The following is a 24,602-nucleotide window of genomic DNA, read 5'->3' as shown; positions in this document are numbered from 1 at the left end:
TTGTAGTCCTCCTCCAAGATAAGAACTCCCACTGTACCCGCTCTGAAAGCGAATACCGGACAGCGGATGATCCGCGTCATTCCAAATCCATTGGTGACCGCCGCAACGGTCGAGGCGCAGGACGGCTTGCGCCGCCCCAAGAACACCGCACTCTACCGGCGTTCCTGTCTGAGAGTTTTCAGAGACATGAGGACGCACGCTCGGCGACCTGATGATGTGTGGCGAACCAAACGTCACCCTTTGCTTTGGCGCGTCGAATTAATTCTTCTACGATCCAGATCCGTGAGCGATATCCAATGACGTGTGGATGCAGAGTCAGCTGAAATAAATCGGCATCTTGATAGGCCCCTTCGAACTCCCGAATAAATACAGAAAGCACGTCGTCGACTGATAAATCTGGCCGTGAAGACCCATCGGGACTCATCCAAAGATAAGTGGCATCGTCTCGAATCCATTCGACCGGTATTTCAATCACTCCCGTGGGTTCCTCGTCTTCCAGCAGCTCATAGCAACTATCATCGGCCATAAGGGATGAGTCGTATGTCAATCCGGTTTCACGTATGATCCGTAGAGTTGCGTCGGAAAAATCCCAGGAAGGCGTTCGAATTCCCGTCGGGCGTTTGGAAGTGATTTTTTCAAGAGTGTCGGCACTCCTCATCATTAAAGAGCGCTCGCTCTCTGCGCTCAGTTCCGAGTTTAGCTCGTGTATCCAGCCGTGCATGCCAATTTCATGGCCTTCATCGACAACTGCGCGTTGCTCGTCTGGATACAACTGAGCGATCACAGCGGGAACGAAAAAACTCGCCGGAACGTCGTACTTTCTCAAGAGTTCCAAAGCCCGAGGCATCCCTCGTCGGCTCCCGTACTGACCCCAGGATAATCTGCTTAGCGATCGCCCTCCCCTGCGCAATTCGTTCGACTCATGATCGACGTCGAACGAGATGGCGAAGGCACAGCGTTTACCGCCGGGCCACATTGGTCTTAGTGCCTTGCCCGCTCTGACTTTGTTGATGCGCCGCCGCCAATGGCTTTCAGGCCATTCCCAGGGATTGAGTGCGGTCGAATTGGCCACCAGTTCCTCCTGAGCAGTGTCTGCATTGAATTCCGCCGAAAACTCAATGAGCGGAACGCGGCACCAGCTCAGCTGGCAGCCCCGCAAGCCGATCAGGCCGTCGCTTGAGTTTGCGCCTTGATTACGACAAGATGGCCCAACTCATTCAGATTTTCTCACTCTCGCGAACAAGCTCATCCATAACCGAGCGCACGGCGCTTTCTGCGATTGCAACAATCTCCTCCGCCTCAGCTTTGGTTGTAACCAGCGGCGGAGCAAAGCCCAAAATGTCCCCGTGCGGCATGGCCCGAGCGATAAGACCACGGTCACGGGCGGCCTTCGAGATTCGCGCACCTACCTTGAGCGCCGGATCGAAACGCTTCCGATTGTCGCGATCGGCAACGAACTCGATTGCGCCCATAAGACCGACGCCCCGCACTTCGCCGACGATCGGCAACTGCGCGAACCTCTCCTGCAACTGCGCCTGGAAAAACGCGCCGACGTCACGCGCATTGCCGGGGAGGTCTTCTTTCTCGACAATATCGAGGACCGCGTTGGCCGCGGCGGCGCCGATCGGATGACCAGAGTAGGTGTAGCCGTGCGAGAATGCCCCGACCTTGTCGGCTCCATCCTCCAGGACTTTATACACCTTCTCACCGACGATTGCCGCTGAAAGCGGGAAGTAGGCCGACGTCAAACCTTTAGCGATCGTGATGAGGTCTGGCTCGATGCCATAGTGCTGTGAGCCGAACATGGAACCGGTGCGGCCGAACCCTGTGATCACTTCATCGGCAATCAGCAGCACATCATGTTTTTTGAGGACCGTCTGTACCGCTTCCCAATAGCCTTCCGGCGGAGGCGTGATACCACCTGTGCCGAGGACGGGCTCGCCAATGAAGGCGCCGACGTTGTCCGGGCCGAGCCGCTCGATCAACTGATCAAGCTCGGCGGCGCGGCGAGCGGAGAATTCGCGCTCGGTTTCGCCCGGGGTTGCGCCCCAGTAATGATGTGGAACACCCGTGTGAACAATCTGCGGAAGTGGCAGGTCCATGTGGTCGTGATAAAAGCTCATGCCCGTCATCGAGCCCGACACGACGCTGCAGCCGTGATAGCCGCGTTCACGGGAGATGATCTTCTTTTTGGTCGGCTTGCCACGCAGGTTGTTGTAGTACCAAACAAGCTTGGCCTGGGTCTCGTTCGCATCCGAGCCGGACATGCCATAGAACACCTTGCTCATCTTGCCCGGCGCCATCTTCACAAGGCGATCGGAGAGGATCGCAAGCTCGTCGGTCGTGTGCGCCGCATAGGAGTGGTAATACGCCAAGCGATAGGCCTGACGCGAGATCGCATCGGCGACTTCCGTGCGGCCATACCCGACATTGACGCAGTATAGGCCGGCAAAGCCATCGATAAATTGGTTGCCATGCGCGTCCTGGATGCGGATCCCCTTCCCTGTCACCACGATCGTTGGGTCGCCGAGCTTGCCAGTGGCGAAATCTTTAAGCTGAGTGAAAGGATGCAAGACCGAGTTGCGGTCCTTTTCGGTGATCTCTTTGATGTTGATGGTCATTGAATGCTTCCTTTCAGGCCGCGATGTTGCCGATGCAGAGGTATTTGGGTTCGAGATATTCGATAAGACCGTGCCTTGAGCCCTCGCGACCAAGGCCGGATTGTTTCCAGCCGCCGAACGGAATGCCCGGCCCCGTAAATTTTGGAGTATTCACGGCAACCATGCCATATTCGAGCCGGTCGGAGAGCCGCATGGCTCGGTTGAGATCTTGGGTATAGACGTAGGCCGCAAGTCCCATCTCGGAATTGTTGGCTCGCGCGACCACCTCCCGTTCGTCGTCGAAGGGCAGGATTGCAGCGACAGGTCCAAACGTTTCGTCCTTCGCAATCACCATGTCATCGGTCACATTAGCAAGCACGGCCGGCGTGACGAAGTTCCCGCCAAGCGAATTGTGCTGTGCGCCTGCTACCATTCGAGCCCCGGCTGCTAGAGCCTCAGAAACCTGGTGCCTGCATTTGTCAGCACCAGACGTCTTTGTCATCGGACCGATGTCGACACCTGGCTCCAATCCGTGCCCGACCTTTAGTTTACTGGTGGCCTCGGCAAATTTTTCCGTAAAATGCTCGTAAATCTCTCGCTGCACATAAATCCGGTTTGCCGCGAGACAGTCCTGACCGGATGTCGCGAACTTGGCTGCCATGCAACCGGCGACCGCAGCGTTGATCGGCGCATCGCCGAAAAGGATGAAAGGAGCATTGCCGCCAAGTTCGAGCGAGACTTTCTTCACTGTCTTCGCGGATTGCTCGAGAAGGATTCTGCCGACCTCGGTGGAGCCCGTAAAAGAGAACGCACGCACGTGGGTATGCAACAACAGCCGTTTGGCAAGTGGCGGAGCTTCGCCCGTGATCACCTGAAACACGCCGGGCGGAATGCCAGCATCCCCGGCAAGGCGGGCAAGCGCGAGGGCCGACAGTGGCGTTTCGGGTGCCGGCTTTACAATCATTGTGCAGCCAGCGGCCAGTGCAGCTCCAGCCTTTCTGGTGATCATTGCCGCTGGGAAGTTCCATGGCGTAATGGCGACAGTCACCCCGATCGGCTGCAAATGCACGGCCAGCCTGCTTGCGGGGAGATGGCTGGGAATCGTTTCGCCGTAAGCCCGCTCCCCTTCCCCTGCAAACCAATCTAAAAAGCCGGCAGCGTATGAAACTTCGCCGCGGGCTTCAGCAATCGGTTTTCCTTGCTCGGCCGTTATGATGACAGCCAGGTCTTCGGCGCTCTCCCGCATGCCTGCCGCCCATTTCCGCAGATATGCACCACGCTGTAACGGAAGCATGTCGCGCCACTTGAGGAACGCTGCTCTTGCGCAATGGACCGCGTCGTCAACGTCGGCGTCTGCGCAAGCCGCAACTTGAGCGATCTCGTCACCGCTGGCAGGATCAAACACGGCAAGAGTATCTGATTTGGAGAGCCAGGCGCCGTTCAGATACGCATCACCACGCAAAAGGTCTGGCCGTTTGAGCCTGCGTAATGCCGTGATTGACGTACCCCTCATCTAAGACTCCAATGGTATGCTGATGCCTTTAGGTTATTGCTGCCACAGCGCCGATCGGCAGCGCAGTTGATGCCCCTTTAGCTGCATTCCTGCAAACAGCAGCCAATTCGCGTAGAATTGGACACGGCTCACAACTTCACTTGCCAGGAGGCTTAGCGACCGCGAGCGAAGGTCGCGCTGGTCGCCGGCGGCGCGGAAAGTAGTTGGTTCCAGCGCCGATCTCCCGATCCCGAGTTCCCGATCTGGCCTCGTGGCATTAAGTTCTCGACCGACACCGATCAGGCGCACTGACGCAGGCGCAACCGCCTCGAATCTTAGACGGAACTCGCCGCAAGGCTACTTTCGTCCGGCACTGTGCAGGGTGACCGCGACCGCTTCAGACACGATGGCATCGCGGACGACTTCATTCGGAAGGAGGTCTTGGGGTCCCGAAATTGAGGTCCCCGCGATAACCCAGACATTCACTTGGTGAAGTGGTGAAGTCGCACGAAACAGCAGAAAAGGATGAAGCGAGCCCCGGGCAAAAGGCGAGCTTCGCTGCCGAGCCATCTATCGGGAACAACGTGTGCTGATGTCGCGACGTGTTGCACGGACGGGGCGGACCATACTCGCGTTCCCACCGGCGCGCAGGGTTGGCAAGAGCCCGCTTCAGGCGCGCGTAAACTCGTCCTCAATGCTCCTCAAAAGCTAAGTCCTCTTGCGTCATCCGCGCATTTGTAGAATGGGGCAACGTTCACGCCGCGCTCGCGTCACAGGTGGCTCATTTCGGCCTACGGATCTTAATCTCCGCTGATGCAGAGAACTCATGTGCTAGGCGAGATTCTCCTGTCCCAGAGGTTGGGCATGCCGCACCTCTCAGACAGCGCCGTCCTTAAGCTAGATCCGTTCATCCGCTCGCCGCAGAAACAAATTTCAACCGGCTTCGAACGGACCCAGTGAGATCGCAAAACGATTTGGGTCACATCCAAATCACCTAGTCCACGACGATCAAGCGGCGATCAACATCTGCCAATCGCTCACCGCCCCTTTCGGTTACAATAAATGATTCAGAGATGGCGGCGCCGAACCCTTCGAGCCTAACCCCCGACTGAAAATGGAAGCACATTCCTGGTTGTAGGATGGTCTTGTCGCCCGCGCGAATACTAACCGTGCGTTCGCCCCATTCCGGCGGGAAGTTGAGTCCGATTGAATAGCCGGAGCGGCCTATCTTGATATACCCGTTCCGCTTGAGGATATCTTGCCACACCGCATTAAGCTCCTCAACGACGGTACCAGGCTTTGCCATCTCGAGCACAGCATCCCCGCCTTCCACTATAACCTCAGCAAGACGCGAGACCTCTGCGGGTGGCTTTCCGATGTGGACGGTGCGGCACAGCGGCGCACAGTAGCGGCGTCGGGTGGCGCCGAACTCCATGAGAACCAGGCCAGAGGTCGGCAAGGGCTCCTCGGTCCAACTGAGGTGCGGAGCGTTCGTTTGTTCGCTAGTCTGGATAAGAGGAGGACCGCTAGAGTCGCCATATTTACCGTCCACCCCTCGTGTCTGGGCCCGGTACACCTCCGCGACGACCTCATGTTGCGGCACTCCAGGCCTTAGGTTAGCGATTGCCGTCTGCATCGTATGCGTTGCAAGGTGGCCCGCTTCTCTCATGTAGACTAGTTCAAGGTCAGATTTTATAAGCCGTGCCCAATTGACTAATTCGCGGCTATCAGAGAATTTTGCATTCGGAAGGCCTTTGACGAGATGTTGATGTGCTCGGGCAGTATAGAAGTGGGCGTTAAGCTCGACACCGATTCGATCAGATCCCCAGCCGCGCGAATTGATAAGCTCGCAAAGATCGTCAAATGGATGTAATTCTGGATGTTGAAGTCTATGATCGGAAAATGAGCTTATATTTTCTCTAGGCAGATCCGTCGTTATATAAGCGGAATTTACATCGACGAAACGTCCGAACCAGAGGGGCATGTCCGACTGGAGATGCACTAAGACCACCTGAGGCACGTAGAACGAATAGCCGTCAAAGCCGGTAAGCCAATACATATTCGCGGGATCCTGGCAGATCAGCAAGTCCAGCCCCGCTCGCTCCATCCGCTGCTTCACGTCATGAACACGACGCCGAAACTCCTCGGGCGGAAATGGCTTCTCATATTTCATCTCGTCGAGTCCTTCAAAACAGGCATTCCTCGAACGGATCAGGCATTCGTCCTGTCCGCATACTTTCTCTTCGTATCACGTCACAAGAGGCTGTTTTCCCCGAGGATTTCTTCTTGTCGCGGAAAATCTGCATTTCCTAGGCACTTGCCGTACGTTATCCGCATATGAGCGCCAAATTTTCGGTGGCTCTGCGTCTCCGGTGGAAGATCATGCCCTCCCTATGGTGAAGACGCACTCTGCCTGTCGCAACAGAATTTCAAGCACGGGCGGCAAGATCTACGTGGGAAGCGCCGACGAGACCAGCGAAGATCGGGACGTTGCGGCCGCCACGCTCATGCAGCATCCGGGGCGTCCGCGGCCCAATGGACGGGGTTTGAGCACCCCCATCAGGCCGGCCACTCCTAATATGTGAGCATGATTCTCTGGTACAAATCAGCAGCCTTGGTCAGTTGATCGATTTCAACGAACTCGTTGTTCGTATGGGCTTGGGCAGTACGCCCGGGTCCGATAATCACACACGGGATCCCAGCCAATGACAGCTGATTTGCATCCGAGCCGCCGGTGGCTCCCTTCTGCTCTCCGGTCCCCGCGACGTGGGCACAAGCCGCTCCTGCGACTGCTGCAATTTTGCTCGACCCGGAACTGATTGGAGGCGGGTCTTCCAATGCGGGAAGCAATGACCGAACATTGATCTTGTCTTCGCCCTGGCGAAGGCCTTCCAGTATGCTTTCTACCTCCGCCAACGCGTCCTGCGGCCGCTCCCCGGGTATGAGACGCCGATCGACCCAGATACGGCATACCGGCGGTACAGTGGTAAGTTCCAAACCTCCTTCGATGAGGCTCACGGTCAGCTGTGATGACCCTACCAATGGGTGCTGCGCCCGAGACACAAGGGATCGATGGTGCTCATCAAGTGCCAATACCACCTTGGCCATGCCCGTGATCGCGTTCACTCCGAGATGAGGCTTCGACGTATGAGCCGGTACACCCTGAACCTCGATTTGCCAGCGGACAGAACCCATGTGAGCTACAACGAGCTCTAATTCGGTGGGTTCACCGACTACCGCACCCTCATAAGCGACACCGGAATCGGCTATAGCGCGGGCGCCAAGTTTGCGGTACTCTTCGTCAATGCTGGCTGCCACAACAACCGTGGCCCGGGGCTGCCGTTCACCAAGTGAGCTAAGCGCAATCAACATAGCTGCAAGTGAGCCTTTTGTGTCGCAGCTACCTCGCCCATATATTCGCCCGTCCCGTTGCTCACCCGAGAATGGATCTGATTCCCACCTATCGATAGGAACGGTATCCATATGAGCAATGAATAGAATACGCCTATCGGGTTCTTTCCCAGGTACCCAGGTCAGGAAATTCGAGCGACCATCGGCCACCTCCTGTATCCCGTAAGCCAGCTTCCGCTCCTTGCAAAAACCCTCGAGGAACTTGGCTACACCTTGCTCTCCACTACCTTTTGGCGACAGCGATGGATTGATGCTCTCGATCTTTATAAGATCTTGGAGAAGTCCGATAGTCTCGGCGCTCTGGGTCGACATGTACTCTCCTGTGTGCATGAACTAGCCGTGTCGCTCTTACTTCGACCAGCTCTTGGCCAGATTGATTACGCGATCGACTTCATCGGCGGTGTTGTAAAGATGCAGGGAAAACCGGAGCATGCCTCTGCGTATTGAGACGATTACCCCGTTCTTCGTGAAATGCTCGTGAAGCGACCGAATGCGGGCGTCGACTGGGCGCCCTTCAACAAGATCGCTGGAATCGCCAACGGCTACGATACTTCCAGTGTGAGCGCCTGGTGGCCCGCCGCAGACCGGAAGCCCGATATCTAAGAGACCAGTGGCCATACGTTTTGCGAGTGAGGTAACGCTCTGGTCGATCGCCTCGGTTCCGATATCAAGTAGCTGGCCCATTGATGCATATGCAGCCAACATGCCAGGGAAGTTGTAATGCCCGATATCAAAGCGGGGCGCGCCAGAGCGCAACTTTACAAAACTAGGTACCGGAGCTGATTCTGGCGCGTTTCCGAAATCTACGCTGAAGCGCGCAAGATAGGCCGGGCTCAGCCGATCGGCCCATTCTTTACGGCAATATAAAAAACCCGATCCATAAAGACCCATCAAACCCTTCACAGTGGACACTGCTACACCGTCTACGCCAAGTCGATTGACGTCGGTGTGGAGTATCCCAACAGATTGCGTCGCGTCCGCCAAAAGAAATGCACCGTAGTGCCTACAGGCTTCGGATATCTGCTCCATGACGGTCCGAAACCCCGGAACCATCGTCACCGTCGCCAAGGCAACAACGCGGGTATGAGAATCAATCGCCTTTACGAATGCATCAGGGGGAATTGAGCCGTTATCCGGCTCTACGACTCGCAACTCGACATTGTAGCGGTCTCTGATCTGAATCCATGGCAAGATATTATTTGCGTGTTCCAATTTTGGGCATAGAACGACGTTGTCTCCATCTCTCCAATCGATCGCATTAGCGATGATGTTGATGCCTTCCGATGCATTCTTGGTAATTGCAATTTCATCGTGATCTGAATTGATAAATTGTGCGAACCTAGCGCGAGTACGCTCGACGTGTTCGAGCATTCTTTCTTCGTCGTTTAGGCCATGCAGCCGATTGTTCAAATGAGGCTCGATTGAAGCCAATGTTGTGCTTGATATGAGGCCCTGGTTCGCGACATCCATGTAGATGGCGTTTGCTGTGGCTGGAAACTCCTTTCGGAGGATGTCCAAGGGAAGCATATGGCTTTCTCTCCTGGGAGTGCGGACGGCGGTTGAGCTACCTTGTTCAGGCGATCGTTCCGGCAAGGGTAAGAATGCCGCCAGACTGGTCTGCGCTGACCTGCCCATTTTACACGGTGCTCGTGCCGACTTTGGTCTAACATTCGGTCTCCCACGCCGCATTCCTGCGCCAAACCGCGATTCACGCAGAGATCGCGAGCCATTCTCGCGGATCACTGAAGCGTCTCGACGGAATGCAGCTGCAACAACTGCCTCACGAGAGATCAATTTGGGTAATTCTCAGACCGCGGATAGGGCTTCTTACCAGTGCTTGGAGCGACGTTAGCCTGACTGAGCCGACGACCTTCTCCTCCAGCCCCACACCCATGCGGATCATAGTTCACTCGCGGCCGACGCGCGAGGGCCGTAAGGCATCCGAAAGCCGGGGCCGGTTCATAGCCTGACTCTCATGGTCTCCGATTTATGCTGCAACGCCGACACCCTTGGTGATGTCGCTCCCTAACACGCTTGCCTCGAACTGATGCGAGCGTGCTGCAACTCATGTTTTCTGCGCCTGAGCAACGAGATCGGTAGGATCTTTTCGACCGGGGATCGCCCCCACCCGATCGAATCTGCCGTTCTTGCGCTGGCCCGCAACTGCTCACCAGCAACGCCCATCGATTCAGCGGCACCCCTCAGATAGTTATACTATGCCGGTATTGTGCGCAGATGGCGAAAGAAACGCCGATTTTCTGCGACTTGGACCGACTTTAGCGCCGAGAGGGCGTTTGGCACTTGCTACATTTTGGACGTACGGACTGGCGGCCTTGGCATTGGCCGATATCATCATGAGCAGAGATTGTGAATGGATCTGGATCGAATTGACCGGAAGATTCTCAACGTCGTGCAGCGCAACAATCGCCTTACGACAGAGGAATTGGGCGAACTTGCCGGACTATCGGCTACCGCTTGTCAGCGGAGATTAAAGCGACTTCGAGACGCTGGCGTCATCGAAGCGGACGTTGCCATAGTTTCACCGGAAGCCGTCGGTCGGCCCCTGCTCCTGCTGGTATCCATCACTCTCGAGCGCGATCGCGCCGATATCATCGATCGTTTCAAGCAGGCAATTCGGCGGACGCCTGAGATCATGAACGCTTACTACGTTACGGGTGAAGCGGATTTTATTATTACGGTCTCTGCTCAGGACATGGCCGAGTACGAGGCGTTTACCCGTCGTTTTTTTTACGAACATCTTGAAGTAAAGGGGTTCAAGACAATCGTTGTAATGGATCGGATCAAGGCGTCGTTTGCTCTGCCAATTGCTGAAGAGTAGCCTTCAAAAGAGCCCGCCCAGGCAACCACCACGCGCCTTCCGCGGGTCGCAGTTGTCCCGCACTTCTGAATGTCGGCTGTCCTATTTTGAATGGTCCCGCATATATACCAGGGCACCTCCTCTCAGCCTGCAGGTGTTATGCGCCAATGACCAAAAAACGATGATATTCTGCGGGACCAAGGCGCCCTTCGCGCAACCAAGCTCTTTGGCACTTGCTACATTCTGGGCGGAGCGGAATTCAGGATTGTCGGTCCCCGGCTAATTGGAGCGGCTTCAGTCGGCGGAATAGCTGGGGTGCCTACGTCGCACAGAGGATGCTGTGCTCCCGGCAGCGCGGAAACGGGTCTCCCGGCTCTCGCAAGGACAAAGCGTGAAATTCGCCTGCAACCGGCAAGAAAGGAAAGTCCCCGTGGCAATTCTCAATAGCGTCGCAGAGTTTCTCCCCGAGATAGTGGCTTGGCGCCGGGACATCCATGCACATCCCGAACTGGGCTTCGACATCCCCCGTACTTCGGCATTTGTCGCCGAGCGCCTGCGCGAATTCGGCTGCGACGCCGTCGCGACCGGCATCGGCAAAACCGGCGTCGTTGGCGTCATCAAGGGCAACGGCGTCGTGAGCGACGGTAACCCAAAGGTTATCGGATTGCGCGCTGACATGGATGCGCTGCCGATCAACGAAGCGACCGATCTGCCCTATGCGTCCAAGAACAAGGGCTTGATGCATGCGTGTGGGCATGACGGCCACACCGCGATGCTGTTGGGTGCCGCGCGCTATCTTGCCGATACTCGGAATTTCGCTGGAACGGCGGTCATGATCTTCCAACCTGCCGAGGAGATCGGTACCGGCGCCGTTGCCATGCTAGATGACGGTTTGATGGAGCGGTTCGGCATCGAGCACATCTACGGAATGCACAATCGTCCGGGCTTGCCGGTAGGTGTCTTCGGAATCCGGCAAGGTCCAGTGATGGCGGCAACTGATAGCATAGAAATTAGCATTGAAGGGCGAGGGGGGCACCCTGGAAGGCCTCATGAATGCATCGATCCGATTCTGGTCGGCGCTCAGCTTGTGACGGCCCTGCAGCATATCCTGGCTCAGAACATTGACCCTGTCGACTCGGCAGGAATTTCGTTCCACCAGTTCCAGTCCGGGCAGAGACTAGTCCCCGTCGTTCCGCAAACAGCGGAGTTGGTGGGCACCATGCGGACGCTAAAGCCGGAGGTGCGCAAGTTCGTGAAGGAGCGGGTGGGCGAAGTGGTCGCCGGCATCGCCCAGATAACCGGCGCGAAGATAGATATTAAATTTCAGAGCTTCGACGCAATTCTCTTCAATGAGGTCCAGCAGACCGACCTTGCGAGAAGCGCGGCCAAGGGCGTGGCCGGTGAAAACAATGTGCTCGAGACGCCACCGGTAATGGGGGGGGAAGATTTCTCCTTCCTGGCGCAGGCGCGGCCGGGTGCTTTCGTCTGGTGCGGGAACGGTGACAGCGCCGGCCTGCATCACCCTGCCTACAATTTCAACGACGAGGCGATTCCTTATGGAACATCGTACTGGATCAAGCTCGTAGAGAACACGTTGGGATCCCGTCCGACGTCTTGATGATCGGTCTGACAAGGGCCGCAGAACGAATGAATAACTGCCGTCTTATGCCAGGCTTGAATGTAGCGGACCTCGTAAAATGAAAACTCGTTCATCCGTGCCAACATCTCTTGAGGGTCTGTCGGCGTGCGAATGCCTGGAACTCTACCGAAGGCGGCAGCTCTCGCCTGTTGAAGTCGTCGATGACTGTCTCAGCCGCATCGACGCCAACAACCCGGCGCTGAACGCATTTTGCCTCGTCGACCACGAAGGGGCCAGGTCTGCTGCCCGGGCCTCGGAGGGTCGATGGATGAAGGGGGAACCAGCCGGAGTACTAGATGGCATTCCGGCCACCATCAAAGACCTCACCTTGACACGAGGCTGGCCGACAAGACGTGGCTCATTGTCCGGCAGCACCGAGGGACCCTGGACTGAAGACGCCCCTGTTCCAGCCCGTATCCGTGAGACCGGTGGCGTTATCCTGGGCAAGACAACCACTCCAGAATTTGGCTGGAAAGGGGTAACAGACAGCCCGGTCTACGGGATCACCCGCAATCCCTGGAATCCTGACCTGACACCAGGCGGGTCGTCGGGAGGGGCGGCAGTTGCGGCTGCGCTCAACCTTGGCTTTCTTCATCAGGGTAGCGACGGCGGGGGATCAATCCGGATACCGGCGAGCTTCACGGGGACCTTCGGCTTCAAGCCAACCTTCGGCATCGTTCCGCAATGGCCAGCTAGCGCCATGACAACGCTGTCTCATTTGGGGCCGGTGACCCGCACCGTTGCGGATGCGATCCTGATGATGAATGTGATTGCACGAAAGGACGCTCGCGATGGCTATGCGGGTCCGGCGTACCTAGGTCTCGACCCCGATCCAGCAAAGACCACCATCAGGGGCCTGCGGATCGGCTACAGTCGGAACCTCGGCTATGTCAAGGTGGCGCGAGATATCCAAAACGTTACCGATAATGCGATCGACCAGCTTCGAGCTCTTGGGGCCGAGGTGGCCGAAGTCAATCCGGGATTTGCGGATCCGGTGGAGGTGTTTTCTACATTCTGGTTCGCTGGCGCCGCCCGTATTGTGTCACGAATGAACAAACAGCAAAGACAATTACTAGATCCTGGCTTTCTGGAAGGTGCCGAACGCGGGCTGAAGATCACCCTTACCGAATTTCAGGAAGCTGAGGCGATGCGGTTCGAGCTCTCCGCTCTGATGGCGAAGTTCCACGAAAATTACGATCTCTTGGTCACACCGACGATGCCTATCGCGCCGTTCCCCGTCGGGCGAAATGTGCCGGATGATAGTTACAAGGGGTGGGTGGACTGGACGCCCTTCACCTACCCTTTCAACTTGACCCAGCAACCAGCAGCATCGATTCCATCGGGCCTGGATGATCAAGGGCTGCCCGTCGGGCTACAACTGGTCGGCGCGCGCTATTCCGACACCTCCGTCCTAGCCGCGGCATATACGATCGAAAGTCGCCTGGGGCTTCCTTCTTTCGCGAGGAGCAGATTCCACGCTGCCACCCCTTAAAACTTGAGACTGCCGCGCTCAAGCACCTGACGGCCTCCAAGCGGTCAAGCCACGGACGCGAATGTCATTCGATAAAGGGGCGCGGCGTCATAGATGGGCAGTCCTGTCCTACGACGGATTGCTGACGTCACCATCGGGGACAATGTACATTCAAATAGGAGTGCGTCAATCTTGGGATGTGCGGCGCGAAGTCGCGACACAGACTGCAACCCGGGGACTCCATTTCGGTAACACTAGCCGGCCGCGTATTACCTTCGATGCCGCCGATGGCTACTCTTGCCCCTGCGGATGAATCCATGCCCAGCAGCTCTTCGCCGCAGTGTCTTGAGTCTGCGGCCAGACGGCGAGCTTTGCGCCGGCCGGAAGCTGCCGGAGGAGCGTGGGCGCCAGTAGCAGGCTCGACATGGCCACGGGAAGTTTGACAGACGTGGCCAGTGCAGCCTGGCACCAGATACTGAAGCCGCAGTCCCTGGTTATCGCGACGGCTCCGCGCTCAACCAACCGCCTGGCAGCTGCAATGTAGGCCGGCTCGAGAGAGGCATCGCCAGGACTGACCCTCTCCGCCAAAGCCCCGGCCGCGGTCTCTATTATAATTGGGAAGTCGAAGTTGCCGGGTTGAAGACCGACCCCGATGCGGTGGCGGAAATTCACCAGGGCGCAAGTCCGATCTCCAGCCTGTGATTTTTGCAACACTGGCCATCCAATGAGGATCCAACTGCCGTCTGATCGTGACAATTCAGCTGCGTCAAATGCCTTTGCCGCCAAGATGGCGCGTATCGTCAGGTTGTGCTGACCAAGCTGGGACGCTCTACGAGCGCAGGAATCCTGCATTCGCCTGACGCTTCCGGCTCGGTTGCAAGGCTCGGGAATAGTAATGACGAAACAGTGGATCAGCACGCCGTAAGCCCAGTGCAAAAAATGCGGGCTTCGTGCCGAACCTTTTTTTGGAACGGCGGGCGCGGATCTCATCATTGAGATTACCGGAAAGCCTGTCCGGACTTTTCCGAAGCCGCACTGTTATCCTGTTCGAGAGCGACGCATCGATGGTTCCTTTCCCCGCCTCATCGACAAGCTCACCCGTGTCCACTTGGCTCATCCACGACGACTTCGGCAACCATGCTCTCTCCGATCAGCAGCGCTTCCACCTCTTCGAAAATCGTCGAGGAGCGCTATCAGAGAAAATCCACCCTGATCACCGCCCAGGTCCCCGTGGCAAGCTGGCACGACCTTATTAACGACAGCACGGTCGCCGACGCTATACACGACCGCTCGTGCACAATGCACACCGCATCGCCCTTCAGGGCGAGAGCATCCGAAGAAAAAAGCCTCGGCCCTCTTGACCGACTCCGAGAACACCGAAATCAATCAGCCCTACAGCAACCAGGCTGCCGAGGACCAACCTCGACGAACTGTCGGACTTTTGTGAAAACGCTGTCCGGGAATTAGCGGAATCGCTGTCCAGCTTTTGAAGCGCGCAATAACACTATGGCCGTCATCGAAATGAGCAAGGCGAAGTGCTGATTGCCGCGTTTGTTCCGGGATTAAGCGCCAGCCTCTCAAGAAGATTTATGCCGACTCGCCATCATTGTTGAAACTGCTGCAGCGCTCGCACGTTGAAGCCGGCCAGGCCGGGCATACGATTATGCGGATCGCCTTCGCCCAACTTCAATTCTGGACGCCAGGGCTCGATGTAAGGGACCGGCGAGCGTCAAAAGACTGCGGATGGGTCGCCGCTCGTCCCCTGGGATACGATCTCTGTCGGATTTTGTCGCGCCTGCGACATAGTGGTTGTGCGGGCCAGTTTAGTACCTGATATGACCGTAAGTTTGATATCAAACTCAAAGCACTGGCCGACGTGCATTTTGCGAGGTTGGCACGGTTTTTGAAGCGATCATTTCGCGTCGGAGCGCTCTCATCCGCCGGTTATCATCTGTTTTGGCATAAACCCTGCATAAGGCTTTATTGATGGTACCGCAACCCAACTCGCCGTCTTTCGAGCTACTTGGGCAAAAAGAGCACCGCCAGCGGAAAGGGTCGGGAACCGGAGAGGGAACCGGGTGGTGGACCTATGTTTGTGGAGGGGGTTGTGAAAAGGGTCAGCCATGGTGCTTCGAGCCTCTTGTACTCGTGCAGGTCGTCAATGTTGATATAGCGGTTGGCCTCCATCCAGTTTTCATTGGTTTCGTGACAGCAGACAAACGTCAAAGGAGATAGCTCATGCGAGTAGCCATCGTAACGAACAGTGATTTCAACGGTGTGATTAACCGGTTCGGTCAGCCTTGTCCGCAGCCGCCGCAGCCTTGGCCGCATAGCGGCACGTTGGAAGATGTGGTGGCGGCACTTCAAGAGGGCGGCCACGAGACGGTAGTGTGTGAAGGCGATAAAGGACTGCTCGCCAGTCTCGAGCGGTTCATGCCACCTGATCCGCAAGGTCGCCCCTCGGGAATGGTCTTCAACTTGGCGGAGGGAATTCAGGGCGAAAAGCGTTACACTCATGTTCCTGCCATGCTTGAGATGGCCGGTGTTCCATACACTGGATGTAGCCCCTTCGGGATTGGGCTGACGGGAGACAAAGTCATTACCAAAATGCTCATCCGCGATCAGGGCGTGCCGACTCCGAACTTTCGCGTGATGCGTCGCGGCACCGAGAACACCGGCGACCTGAGATTCCCAGTGGTAGTGAAGCCGCGGGAGGAGGACTGCAGCTTCGGATTGCAGATCATACATGAACACTCTAAGTTGCGGCAGGCCGTCGAAGTGATCGTCACGCAGCATGCTCAGGATGCGCTAGTGGAGGAATACATCGAGGGGCGGGAAATCTGCGTTGCGTTGCTCGGAAACGGGGAGCCCGAAGTTTTGCCTCTAGTGGAGCAGGACTTCGGTGACCGCGAAACGCGTGTTATGAATTGGGATGCGAAGTACGTGGCGGCCGCAGCGGTGCCCAAGATTTGCCCGGCGAAAATCGAGAGCGGGCTTGAGACGATGTTACGGGATATTTCGGTTGCGACCTTCCGTGCCTGCCACTGCCGGGACTATGCCCGCGTCGATTTCCGGATCGATCGCTCAGGCCAACCGTTTGTCCTAGAGATGAACTCGGTGCCGGCCCTTGGTATACACTCCAGTTATGGCACAGCTGCAACGGCCGGCGGACACAGCTTCGTAAGCTTGATCAATCGCATCCTCAATGTCGCCCACACCCGCTATTTCGGAATCGGCGTCTCATAGTGGATTGATCGGATCAAAAGAGTCCGATTTCGGGATTCCGTTTTGCGGTTTGGCGTGCGAGTTAGATGCATGCGCAATAGCATCCCCCTTCACCGTTTTGGCCAGCGACCGTCAGCGCCTGCAAGCGCTCGTCGCGGCGCCAGGAAGCCCGCAAGCACGTTCGGGGGCCGCATCGTCGCGCTGTGCTTCGAACCACGAAGCCAAAGCATACTTGGACCACCGGCTAGGTCGAGCGAATGAACCGCACCATCAAGGACGCGACGGGCAAGCGTTTCCACTACGACGATCATGACCAACTGCGTCGGCATCTTGCCGACTTTGTTGCGGCCTACAAATTTCGGCCGCAGGCTGAAGGCCCTCAAAGGTCTCACCCTACGAGTTCATCTGCAAGGCATGGGCTTCCCAGCCCGAGCGCTTCACTCTCAATCCGCTCCACCAAATGCCTGGACTTGTCTATTCGGCGTGTTGAAGTCAATCCCATTCAAGCTTCCTAGGCTGACCTGCCGACGCGATTATCCTAGCCTGATTGATGTAACCGCGGCGTCAAACCGAGATACGGCCCCACGTCCTTCGAATTCCTGAAGGGGGCAGGAATATCGACCGTGGCGTTGAAACCCAGTGCAACGATAGGGCCGACGCCCAGCACGGTCATCAACCGCCTGCAAACCGTGTCACCCCTCACGATCGACAACAGTCTTTCGTGTAGCACCGTGAACTGCTCGCAAAGTTTCCGACGGGCGGTGAGCAACGTCTCCATGATGTCTCGAGTTCCGGAATGTCACCGGAAGGGTCCCGGATGCGATCCGCGAATTTGCCGGCCGTCGACAATGCCAACTTTGAGACCGAAGTTACGAAACAGGCCACGGATGTCGTTCTCGATGGCGATGGCCTTTTCCTGAAGCGACTTGAGGGCCGTCAGCAGCGCCCGGCGATTCTGGGTCGTCAGCGTCTTGACAGTAAGACCGTATGTCCGCCTCTGCCGATGAGGTGGCTCGCCCTACACTGCGCGTCCGAGGGTTGCTCGGACGGGCCGAGCCGATCCTCACCACAGGAGGACGAGCCGTGGCGGATTATAGAGAAGCATTTGTCGGAATCGATGTTGCGAAGCTTAAGAACGCTATTGCGATTGCGGAGGCAGGCCGGGAAGGAGAGGTTCGGTTCTTCGGTGAGGTCGACGCGTCGGCGACCAGCATGCGGCGGGTCATAGGCCGGATCGCCAGCCGCTTTGATTACGTGCATTTCTGCTATGAGGCTGGGCCGACCGGGTACGGCCTTTATCGCCTGATCCGGTCGCTCGGGCACGAGTGCACCGTGGTTGCACCATCATTGATACCAAGGAAGCCCGGCGATCGGGTGAAGACGAACCGTCGAGACGCCATTTCCCTTGCCCGACTATTGCGCGCCGGCGAGCTGACCGCGGTGTGGGTTCCCGATGAAGGGCACGAGTCCATACGGGATCTTGTTCGCGCGCGGGCGGGCGCGGTCGAGACGCTGCGGGTCCATCGCCAGCAGGTGAGCGCATTCATGCTCAAGCACGGCCGTAGCTATCCGCGAAAGAAGAGCTGGACGATGCGCTATCTACGCTGGCTTCAGGAACAAGGTTCGATCATCCCGCGCATCAGATCGCACTCCAGGAGATGGTCGAGGCGGTGCGCGTCTCGAAAGAGCGGGTCGAGCGGCTGGAGCGTGTGATCGAAGAGTTCGTCCCGGCCTGGTCGCTGGCACCGATCGTGTGGGCGCTTCAGACATTGCGTGGGGTAGACCTAATTGTCGCCGTGACGTTCGTCACCGAAGTCGGCGACGCCAGCCGGTTCGAAAGCCCACGCCAGCTCATGGGATATCTCGGTCGGGTCCCCGGCGAGCGCTCAACCGGGGAGACAGTCCGGCGCGGCGGCATCACAAAGGCAGGCAACGGTCGGGTTCGCCACATGTTGGTCGAGAGCGCCTGGACCTATCGACATCCGCCCAAGGTCGGGAAGGCGAAGCTATACCGGTTGGAGCAGGCGTCACCGAAGGTGCGTGAGATCGCCTGGAAGGCGCAGTCCCGCCTGACAGCCCGCTACCGCATGCTGAGCGCTCGGGGCAAACGGACAACGGTCGTCTGCACCGCGATCGCCCGTGAACTGGTCGGCTTTATGTGGGCAGTCGCAAGGGAGGCGCGCGTCACCTGATCGCTCGCCGCGATGGCGCACATATCGCGCATGGGCGGAGGCGGGACCACGGCAGGGGAATGCCCGTCAGACGCTTTGTGGCCGGCAAATCGACCGACGCCCGCAGTAAGATAGGAACAGCCCCGGACGCACAATCGGGAATGCGGTAGCCAACCCGCGCATCAGAGCTTGATCACCGACGTCCTTCAGTTCCGCCTCCCCACCCATGCGCGATCATCAGAATGAGCAGCCGTTCCTCGGATCGGGCGACCTCATGCGTTCCAAACCTTGACAGCGGACATCAGAGCGGTGTTTCCGGACCACCTTTCGGGAGTGGTCGCGATCTGTGAGGTTGCCGATCCTGTATTGGGATCGGAGATCGGCTTGTGTCTGGACTTGACCTTACGCTTGACCCGGAGCGGCAGCTTCGGCGTTTCGAGGTGATCAACGGTGCCGGCGGTCGGCGTCACTGGTCGGTGGATGACAAGGCGCGGATCATCGCAGAGACGCTGGAGCCGAATGCGATCATTTCCGAGGTCGCCCGCCGTTATGGTCTCAGGCCGCAGCAGGTCTTCGCCTGGCGCCGCGAAGCGCGCAAACAGGCCGCTTCGGTGCAGCAAGATTCTCCTGCCTTTGTGCCGGCGGTTGTGGCGGCGGCGGAACCTGCAGCCAGCCGTTCACCGAAGCAGCGGAAACGGCAAGCCACCCGAGATGCCGGCATGATCGAGCTTGAGATCGACGGCATCGCGATGCGCGTCGGCCGGGGCGCCGATACCAAGACGGTGGCCGCAGTGATCCGCGCGCTGAAGGCGACGTCGTGATCGGGCCGACGGGTGCGGTCAAGGTCATGGTGGCGACGAAGCCCGTCGACTTCCGCAAGGGTGCGGAGGGATTGGCGGCGCTGGTGCGAGAGACAATGGGGGCCGATCCGTTCAGCGGGGCCGTCTACGTCTTCCGGGCGAAGCGGACTGACCGGATCAAGCTGATCTTCTGGGATGGCACCGGGGTTTGCCTGCTAAGCGTTTGGAGGATGGGGAGTTCCGCTGGCCGAAAGTGCATGACGGCATGATGCGGCTGACGGCCGCGCAGCTCTCGGCGCTACTCGAAGGTCTCGACTGGCGGCGAGTCCATGAGGCGCGCCGGACCCGCGTGCCAGCCCAGGCGGGCTGACCCGCGACGAAGTGAATCAGCCTAGATTCCGCTGTCGCGGGCTGTCGGCGAATATGGTCTGATCCGTTCATGGCGATGACGGCTGACCAGCTTCCCGACGATCCGGACGCGCTGAAGGCGATGGTCCTGGCGCACGACGTCGAGAATGCCCGTCTGATTCAGATCATCAAGGAATTGCAGCGTCACCGCTTCGGCCGGCGTGCCGAGACGCTCCCCGAGGATCAATTGCTGCTGGGGCTCGAAGAGGCGGAGCAGATCGAGGCCGCCGGTGAGGAAGAGAAGGAGCAATCTGCTCCCGCCGAGCGGCAAGCAAAGGCCACGAGGCGCCGGGCCAACCGGGGCGCGCTGCCACCCCATCTGCCGCGCGTGGAGATGGTCGTCGACATCGAGGACCATGCCTGCCCATGCTGCCGCAATGGCTTGCATCGGATCGGCGAGGACGTGAGCGAGCGGCTCGACATCGTTCCGGCGCAGCTGCGTGTAATCGTCGTGCGCCGGCCCAAATATGCCTGCCGCGCCTGCGAGGACGTCGTGGTTCAGGCTTCCGGCGCCGGCCCGGCTGATCGAGGGTGGTCTTCCGACCGAGGCAACGGTCGCCCAGGTGCTGGTCTCAAAATATGCCGATCACCTTCCGCTCTATCGTCAGGCGCAAATCTACGCCCGGCAGGGTATCAATCTCGATCGCTCTACGCTCGCCGACTGGGTCGGCCGCGCCGCCTGGCACCTGCGTCCGGTGCATGAGCGGCTGCTTGGCAAGCTGAAGTCCTCGGCAAAACTCTTCGCCGACGAGACGACCGCGCCGGTGCTCGATCCCGGCCGCGGCAAGACTAAGACAGGTCAACTCTGGGCCTATGCCCGCGATGACCGACGATGGGAGGGGAGCGACCCGCCGGGCGTCGCCTATGTCTATGCGCCGGACCGAAAGGCCGAGCGTCCGATCGCTCATCTCGCAGGCTTCACCGGAATCTTGCAGGTCGACGGCTATGGCGGCTATCGCGTGCTGGCCGACAAAAGCGGCGTCACGCTCGCCTTCTGCTGGGCGCATGTCCGTCGGCGCTTTTATGAACTGGCAGCAGCCGGTCCCGCGCCGATCGCCAGTGACGCGCTGAGACGGATCGCCGAACTCTACAAGATCGAGGATGACATCCGTGGCCGATCGGCCAACGAGCGCCGCGCGATGCGTCAGGACAAAAGCCGCGCCATCGTCGCCGATCTCGAACCCTGGCTGCGTGAGAAGCTCGGCCTGATCAGTCAGAAGACCAAGCTCGCAGAGGCAATCCGCTACACGCTCTCACGCTGGGAAGGCCTCTCGCACTTCCTTGACGACGGCCGCATCGAGATCGACAGCAACACCGTCGAACGCTCGATCCGTCCGATCGCAATCTCGGGGTCATTCTGCCCATGTTGGGCAGGAGGTCGAAGTCCCGTGCGCAGCAATGGATCTGGGCTCCCCGCGCGCGTCGCTTGCTGCACTGCTTGAACTGAACAAGCTCTTGATCCAGCGCCGTTTCCGGCGAGGCTCTCCGGATGGTTTCATCATCGGGGAGACTCAAAATGAGAACCTTGCCGCCACCGACACGATCTCTCGTGATCGTTCGCCAGCTCAGCATGCGCTCGACTCGCACAAGCTAGTCGGGCTGAGCGCAGCGCAACGAACGATCGTGATCGCCCGGCTCGCCAATGTGCTGATGGCCGCCGCCGGTATCGTGACGGAGGAGAGCCGCGATGACGAGCCGTAATCTGATTCCGGCCACCATCCTCAAGCGCAAGGCCGTTGTCTATGTACGTCAGTCCACGCAGGCGCAAGTGCAGCTCAATCTTGAGAGCCAGCGTCGGCAATATGAGCTGGTCGACGTCGCGCGGCGCTGGGGATTCCGCAAGGTTGAGGTGATCGACGAGGACTTGGGACGCACCGCAAGTGGAGCTGTGGAACGTCCCGGTTTCGAACGCCTGGTCGACGATCTGTGCACCGGTCATGTGGGCGCTGTGCTTTGCCTGGAGGCGTCCCGCCTGTCTCGCAACGGACCGGACTGGCATCGGCTGCTCGAGTTGTGCGGCGAAGTCGATGCACGGGTGATCGATCTGGACGGAGTCTACGATCCGGGACTGCCGAACGATCGCCTGCTGCTCGGCATGAAGGGGAGCATAAGCGAGTTCGAACTCGGGGTGCTGCGTGCTCGCATGTACGAAGCTGACCGCGCCAAGGCACAGCGCGGCGAACTGCGCATCTCTGTGCCCTTCGGCTACGTCTGGCACCGGGATTACGGTCTCGGGTTCGATCCCGATATACGCCTGCAGGAGACCATTCGCCTGATATTCGCGCGTTTCCGCGAACTCGGCAGTGCCCGCCAGGTCCTGATCTCGATGATCGACGATGGCGTGCATTTCCCCAGACCCTCCGACGGCAAGAAGATGGTGTCCTTCGCCTGGGTTCCGGTCCGCTACCGCAACGTGATCTCCGTCCTGAAGAACCCGTTCTACGCCGGCGCTTATGTCTATGGTAAGAGCGAGAAGCGCACCGAGATCGTGGATGGCCGCGTCCGCAAGAGCTATGGTCATTACAAGCCGGCCAGCGATTGGGCGGTGGTGCTCAAGGAGCATCACGAAGGCTATATCGGATGGAGCGAGTACGAACGGAACCAGGAACTTCTCGCCGCCAACGCCTATGGCAAAGCCGGCGGCGTCAAGTCGGGCCGCGGCGGTCGCGCGTTGCTCCCGGGTCTTCTCTCCTGTGGTCGATGCGGGCGAAGACTGGTTGTCACGTATGCCGGACGTGGCCAAGGTTACCCGGTCTATCGTTGCGAGAACACCATGATGGCGCAGGCGCGATGCATGTCGTTCAACGGCTTTCGCACCGATGCGGCGGTGGCCCGCGAAGCCTTGGAGGCGGTTGCGCCGATGGCGATCGAGGCGGCGTTGGAGGCTGAACAGATGCAGCTGGAGAGCGAAGCCAGGCGGCGGCAGATGATCGAGATGGACCTGCAGCAGGCACGCTATGAGGCATCGCTCGCCGAGCGCCGCTACGCCGCCTGCGACCCGGAGAACCGGCTTATAGCGGCCCAGCTCGAGAGGAACTGGGAAGCTAGGCTCAGGCGCGTGGAGACCTGCGAGGCCCGGCTCAGTGAAGTCCAGCGTATGGAGCCTGTCGACGCGATCCCTGACTTCACCGGCCTCGCCCAGGATCTCGAAGCCGCCTGGAATGCGCCGGGTGTCGATATGCGGTTCCGTCAGCAACTGCTGCGCGCGCTCATCAAGGACATTGTGGCGGACGTCGATGACGACGCGCGCGATGTGATCCTGACCATCCATTGGCATGGGGGCCAGCATTCCCAGGTAAGGGTTCGCAAGTCCAAATCCGGAGAGCATGGCCAGAGTACGCCTGAGGAGGCTCTGGCGGTCATGCGATCCATGGCAACGCGATGGTCGGATGCCGAAATCGCCGCCACACTCAACCGCATGGGCATGAAGACGGGTCAGGGAAAGACCTGGACGGCGCGACGCGTCCAATCCCTGCGCACGGTGCACAAGATCAGCGGCTATCGGTCTTCCGACAAGAACGGCGAGTGGCTTACCATGTCGGACGCGGCCGCGAAGCTTGGCGTGTCGCACGTCAAAATCCGCCGGTTCGTCAGGGACGGCATATTACCAGCCGAGCAGGTCATGCGCGGCGCGCCCTACCAGATCCGCGCCAGCGACCTTGAAGATGAACGGATCAAGGCCGATTTGGCGCGCAAATCTCCGCGTATCATCAACGACGATAATCAGAAATCGCTGTTTCCCGCCATTTGAAGAGGGGGTGCATAATGAATCAGTCTTCGCGCTCAACCGCAAGAACGCGCTCTTCGCAGGCTCTGACGGCGGCGCCGAACACTGGGCAGTCATCGCCTCGCTGATCGAAACCTGCAAGCTCAATGGTGTCGAACCGCTCGGCTTATCTCGCCGATGTCCTCACCAGGATCGTCAACGGCCACCCCAACAGCCAGATCGACGATCTCCTGCCTTGGGTCTACATCAACAAGCTCGAGCTCAAGGCCGTGGCCCGAGAATACCGCTTACTCTTGACATGCACGGGCCGGAACAGGTTAACCCGCATATCTGCGCGATGCCGCGAGCATGGTTGCGGTCGGTCTTGTTGACCTGTGCCTTGAGAACGCCTTGGAATGACGGGGCTCGATACAGGTCACGTAGTCCGGCTGCCGCCAGACCAACCATTGGGATAAGGGGCCGGCTTCAAGCCTGATCCGGGCGAGATTCCATGCGGGGTTCTTCAATGCGTCAGCAAGATCGTCCGGATGACTAGCAACCTTCATCTCTCGGCAAATTCGGCGCCCTTCTCACGATGCAAACGGTGGTCTCTTTCACGGAGACGTCCAGTCCGGCATAATTTTTCATGCTGCGCTTCCTTTCCTGATGCTTGTGGCTGTTCACACAGACCACGTTTTGTCATCATCTCGAAGCGCAGCACTTCAAAACAACCCGTTCAAGGCGGGGGGCAAAGCCGAATACCACAATCTAAACACCTAGCGATGCTGTTCAAATTCGCCTTGCCGGCATGGGACCCCATCGCTGTCATCACAGGAAGCAGTACGTGGGAGGGGAACTGCT

15 protein-coding genes and 7 pseudogenes are annotated in these 24,602 nt (G+C 58.6%); 13 read left to right on the top strand and 9 right to left on the bottom strand.

Annotation, left to right across the window (positions count from 1 at the left end; all coding sequences use genetic code 11):
- Positions 1-178: 178 nt before the first annotated feature.
- The 6 genes from LB556_RS23155 to LB556_RS23130 form a co-directional block, all read right to left on the bottom strand.
- A complete protein-coding gene (locus LB556_RS23155; RefSeq protein WP_224570030.1) occupies positions 179-1,072 on the bottom strand; it encodes a polysaccharide deacetylase family protein in 894 nt (297 codons plus the stop codon).
- A 145-nt stretch (positions 1,073-1,217) separates the two neighbouring features.
- Positions 1,218-2,621, bottom strand: coding sequence for an aspartate aminotransferase family protein (locus tag LB556_RS23150; RefSeq protein ID WP_063169325.1), 1,404 nt, complete (start codon positions 2,619-2,621; stop codon positions 1,218-1,220).
- Positions 2,622-2,634: 13 nt separating this feature from the next.
- A complete protein-coding gene (locus tag LB556_RS23145) occupies positions 2,635-4,113 on the bottom strand; it encodes an NAD-dependent succinate-semialdehyde dehydrogenase (RefSeq protein WP_063169326.1) in 1,479 nt (492 codons plus the stop codon).
- A gap of 973 nt (positions 4,114-5,086) precedes the next feature.
- Positions 5,087-6,265, bottom strand: coding sequence for a M24 family metallopeptidase (locus tag LB556_RS23140; RefSeq protein ID WP_063169327.1), 1,179 nt, complete (start codon positions 6,263-6,265; stop codon positions 5,087-5,089).
- Between the two features lie 401 nt (positions 6,266-6,666).
- A complete protein-coding gene (locus LB556_RS23135; protein ID WP_063169328.1) occupies positions 6,667-7,815 on the bottom strand; it encodes a M20 family metallopeptidase in 1,149 nt (382 codons plus the stop codon).
- Between the two features lie 36 nt (positions 7,816-7,851).
- Complete coding sequence (locus tag LB556_RS23130) at positions 7,852-9,030, bottom strand: aminotransferase class V-fold PLP-dependent enzyme (protein WP_063169329.1); 1,179 nt, start codon at positions 9,028-9,030, stop codon at positions 7,852-7,854.
- A gap of 844 nt (positions 9,031-9,874) precedes the next feature.
- Here LB556_RS23130 and LB556_RS23125 point away from each other — a divergent pair.
- The 3 genes from LB556_RS23125 (at position 9,875) to LB556_RS23115 (ending at position 13,452) form a co-directional block, all read left to right on the top strand.
- Positions 9,875-10,342, top strand: coding sequence for an Lrp/AsnC family transcriptional regulator (locus tag LB556_RS23125; RefSeq protein ID WP_063169330.1), 468 nt, complete (start codon positions 9,875-9,877; stop codon positions 10,340-10,342).
- A gap of 409 nt (positions 10,343-10,751) precedes the next feature.
- Positions 10,752-11,939 carry a M20 aminoacylase family protein gene (locus LB556_RS23120; protein WP_063169331.1) on the top strand — a complete coding sequence of 396 codons (1,188 nt, stop codon included), beginning with the start codon at positions 10,752-10,754 and terminating at the stop codon, positions 11,937-11,939.
- Between the two features lie 79 nt (positions 11,940-12,018).
- Positions 12,019-13,452 carry an amidase gene (locus tag LB556_RS23115; protein ID WP_063169332.1) on the top strand — a complete coding sequence of 478 codons (1,434 nt, stop codon included), beginning with the start codon at positions 12,019-12,021 and terminating at the stop codon, positions 13,450-13,452.
- Between the two features lie 808 nt (positions 13,453-14,260).
- On the opposite strand, the gene LB556_RS31890 is transcribed toward LB556_RS23115, so the two are convergent.
- Positions 14,261-14,566, bottom strand: coding sequence for a hypothetical protein (locus LB556_RS31890; RefSeq protein ID WP_164548505.1), 306 nt, complete (start codon positions 14,564-14,566; stop codon positions 14,261-14,263).
- Between the two features lie 2 nt (positions 14,567-14,568).
- On the opposite strand from LB556_RS31890, the gene LB556_RS23110 reads away from it, so the two are divergent.
- The 3 genes and pseudogenes from LB556_RS23110 to LB556_RS23100 all read left to right on the top strand — a co-directional run.
- The gene (locus LB556_RS23110; RefSeq protein WP_272482847.1) at positions 14,569-14,898 is read left to right on the top strand and encodes an ATP-binding protein; all 330 of its coding nucleotides are present in this window, start codon (positions 14,569-14,571) and stop codon (positions 14,896-14,898) included.
- A gap of 771 nt (positions 14,899-15,669) precedes the next feature.
- On the top strand, positions 15,670-16,677 hold the full coding sequence (locus LB556_RS23105; protein WP_063169333.1) for an ATP-grasp domain-containing protein: 1,008 nt from the start codon (positions 15,670-15,672) through the stop codon (positions 16,675-16,677).
- 188 nt (positions 16,678-16,865) lie between these two features.
- A pseudogene (locus tag LB556_RS23100) lies at positions 16,866-17,146 on the top strand (integrase core domain-containing protein); the annotation flags it as partial.
- A 51-nt stretch (positions 17,147-17,197) separates the two neighbouring features.
- Here LB556_RS23100 and LB556_RS23095 read toward each other — a convergent pair.
- A pseudogene (locus LB556_RS23095) lies at positions 17,198-17,344 on the bottom strand (transposase); the annotation flags it as partial.
- Between the two features lie 299 nt (positions 17,345-17,643).
- Between LB556_RS23095 and LB556_RS23090 the strand changes: the two are divergent.
- From LB556_RS23090 to LB556_RS23060, 7 genes and pseudogenes are all read left to right on the top strand, one after another.
- Positions 17,644-18,848, top strand: a pseudogene (locus LB556_RS23090) (IS110 family transposase).
- Positions 18,849-19,267: 419 nt separating this feature from the next.
- Positions 19,268-19,648 (top strand): IS66-like element accessory protein TnpA, encoded by a 381-nt coding sequence (gene tnpA, locus LB556_RS23085; RefSeq protein ID WP_199489649.1) that lies wholly within the window; start codon positions 19,268-19,270, stop codon positions 19,646-19,648.
- Positions 19,645-19,997 (top strand): annotated as a pseudogene (gene tnpB / locus LB556_RS23080) (IS66 family insertion sequence element accessory protein TnpB). The gene tnpA and the pseudogene tnpB overlap by 4 nt, the downstream one beginning before the upstream one ends.
- 69 nt (positions 19,998-20,066) lie before the next feature.
- Positions 20,067-21,384, top strand: a pseudogene (gene tnpC / locus LB556_RS23075) (IS66 family transposase); the annotation flags it as partial.
- 49 nt (positions 21,385-21,433) lie between these two features.
- Entirely contained in the window at positions 21,434-21,736 is a 303-nt protein-coding gene (locus LB556_RS23070) for a hypothetical protein (RefSeq protein WP_063169337.1), read from the top strand.
- Positions 21,723-23,786: a recombinase family protein gene (locus LB556_RS23065; protein WP_063169338.1), complete on the top strand. Its 2,064-nt coding sequence runs from the start codon at positions 21,723-21,725 to the stop codon at positions 23,784-23,786. The genes LB556_RS23070 and LB556_RS23065 overlap by 14 nt, the downstream gene beginning before the upstream one ends.
- 28 nt (positions 23,787-23,814) lie before the next feature.
- Positions 23,815-24,019: pseudogene (locus LB556_RS23060) on the top strand (transposase domain-containing protein); the annotation flags it as partial.
- A 5-nt stretch (positions 24,020-24,024) separates the two neighbouring features.
- Here LB556_RS23060 and LB556_RS23055 read toward each other — a convergent pair.
- Positions 24,025-24,389, bottom strand: a pseudogene (locus LB556_RS23055) (IS110 family transposase); the annotation flags it as partial.
- Between the last annotated feature and the right edge of the window lie 213 nt (positions 24,390-24,602).

It is taken from the genome of Mesorhizobium sp. ES1-4 (genome assembly GCF_020164745.1).
In the GTDB taxonomy this organism is placed as follows: Bacteria; Pseudomonadota; Alphaproteobacteria; order Rhizobiales; family Rhizobiaceae; genus Mesorhizobium.
Note: the sequence above shows the minus strand (reverse complement) of the source record. Positions and strands in the feature narration are given on the sequence as shown.